The 1,760-nt window shown below is 71.1% G+C and carries 2 protein-coding genes, 1 tRNA gene and 1 pseudogene; all 4 read right to left on the bottom strand.

Annotation, left to right across the window (positions count from 1 at the left end; genetic code table 11):
* A pseudogene (locus J1M38_RS01200) lies at positions 1-81 on the bottom strand (50S ribosomal protein L11); the annotation flags it as partial.
* Between the two features lie 132 nt (positions 82-213).
* Positions 214-1,098 carry a transcription termination/antitermination protein NusG gene (gene nusG, locus J1M38_RS01205; protein ID WP_036317744.1) on the bottom strand — a complete coding sequence of 295 codons (885 nt, stop codon included), beginning with the start codon at positions 1,096-1,098 and terminating at the stop codon, positions 214-216.
* 104 nt (positions 1,099-1,202) lie between these two features.
* The gene (gene secE, locus J1M38_RS01210; protein WP_036317743.1) at positions 1,203-1,454 is read right to left on the bottom strand and encodes a preprotein translocase subunit SecE; all 252 of its coding nucleotides are present in this window, start codon (positions 1,452-1,454) and stop codon (positions 1,203-1,205) included.
* Between the two features lie 80 nt (positions 1,455-1,534).
* A tRNA-Trp gene (locus tag J1M38_RS01215) sits at positions 1,535-1,607 on the bottom strand.
* Positions 1,608-1,760: the final 153 nt, after the last annotated feature.

The following is a 1,760-nucleotide window of genomic DNA, read 5'->3' on the forward strand; positions in this document are numbered from 1 at the left end:
GCCGATGGGCGGGGCCGGGTTGGCGGCGCCGGCCTGGATCTGAAGCTTGATCAGACCGGTGACCTTCTTCTTGGGAGCCATGAGTGGATCCTTCTCTCACTGGGGGACCCTCGGCGCAGGAGCGCACCGGGGGCGGTGGCCGCCGTGGCGCGGCGGCCGGTGCCGCGTCCGGGCCGGCAGGCGGCCGGCCCGGTGCGGAAGCGTCGGGTGTCCTCAGATGGCCTTGGTCACCTGGTTGAAGGACAGCGTCACGGGGGTCTCGCGCTCGAAGATCGAGACGAGCACCACAAGCTGCTGGGCCTCCGGCTTGATCTCGGAGATCGTGGCCGGGAGGGTCTCGAACGGGCCGTCGTTGACGGTGACCGACTCGCCGACCTCGAAGTCCACGTGGATCGCGGGGGCGGCGGGCGCGCCGGACTCGGCCGCGGCGGGGACGGCCAGGCCGGCCTTCTCGGCGGCGCGGGCGGCCTCCTGGATCACGGACGGGGCGAGCATGTCGTACACCTCGTCCAGGCTGAGCGGCTGCGGGTGGTGGGCGTCGTTGCCCACGAAGCCCGTGACGCCCGGGGTGTGCCGTACGACGCCCCACGAGGCGTCGTCGAGGTCCATGCGGACGAGCACGTAGCCCGGGATGCGCACGCGCGAGACGATCTTGCGCGTGGTGTTCTTGATCTCCACGACCTCCTCCATGGGGACCTCGATCTCGTAGATCGAGTCCTCCATGTCCTGGGTCAGGATGCGGGCCTCGAGGTTCGTCTTCACGCGCTTCTCGTAGCCGGCGTAGGTGTGGACGACGTACCAGTCGCCGGGCTGGCGGCGCAGGCGGGTGCGCAGCTCCTCGGCGGGGTCCACGGCGGGCTCGTCGTCGGACTGCTCCTCGACGGGGGTCGGTGCGTCCTCGCCCTCGGCGACGGCCAGGTCGGCCTCCTGCACGGTGGCCTCGGCGGTCTCGTCACCGCTGCCGGCGACCTCGTCCAGGGCGTCCTCGACGGGCGTGCCGGCGTCCTGCGCGGTCTCGGCGGTCTCCTCGGCCACGGCGTCCTCCGACATCGGGACGGACTCCTCGGCGGGCTGACGATCCAGTTCCTGCTCGGACACGGTTCCTGCTTTCTGCTGACGGACGGCGGGCCCTGCCGTCGGGGAGGGCCCTCACGGGCGTGCGGGGGACGCGTCCTGCGACGTCGGGACCGTCCGCGCCGGGCTCAGAGGCCGCCGGCGCCGAACAGGAGACCCGCCACGGTGCCGAACACCCAGTCCAGCCCCATGACCAGCAGGATCATGAACGCCACGAAGGCGAGCACCACTCCGGTCGTGCGCAGCAGCTCCTCGCTCGTGGGGGTGACGACCTTGCGGAGCTCGTCCACCACCTGGCGCAGGAACAGCGCGATCCGCGCGAACAGCCCGCGACGCTGCCTGCTCGGCGTGGGGGCGGGCCCCCCGCCGTTCGCCGCCATCTCAGTCACGTGGCCTCACTCGTCGGATCGCCGAATCGCTTTCTACACGTCCGATGCCGAGCACGAGGCCCGGCATCGAGCAGGGCAGACAGGACTCGAACCTGCAACCTGCGGTTTTGGAGACCGCTGCGCTACCAATTGCGCCACTACCCTTCGGACCGACGGAGCCGGCCGAACCCTCGCGGGATCGACCGTGATCGCGGTACCGGAGATCCAGGATACGCCATCGGGCGGCGGGAGTCGAACGGGCCCCGGGCAGTCAGTACCCTGTCTCTTATCCACCTCTCCGAGCCCACGCGACGCGTA

Origin of the sequence: Micrococcus sp. KRD070, from assembly GCF_017168435.1 — a bacterium.
Classification (GTDB): Bacteria; Actinomycetota; Actinomycetes; order Actinomycetales; family Micrococcaceae; genus Micrococcus; species Micrococcus luteus.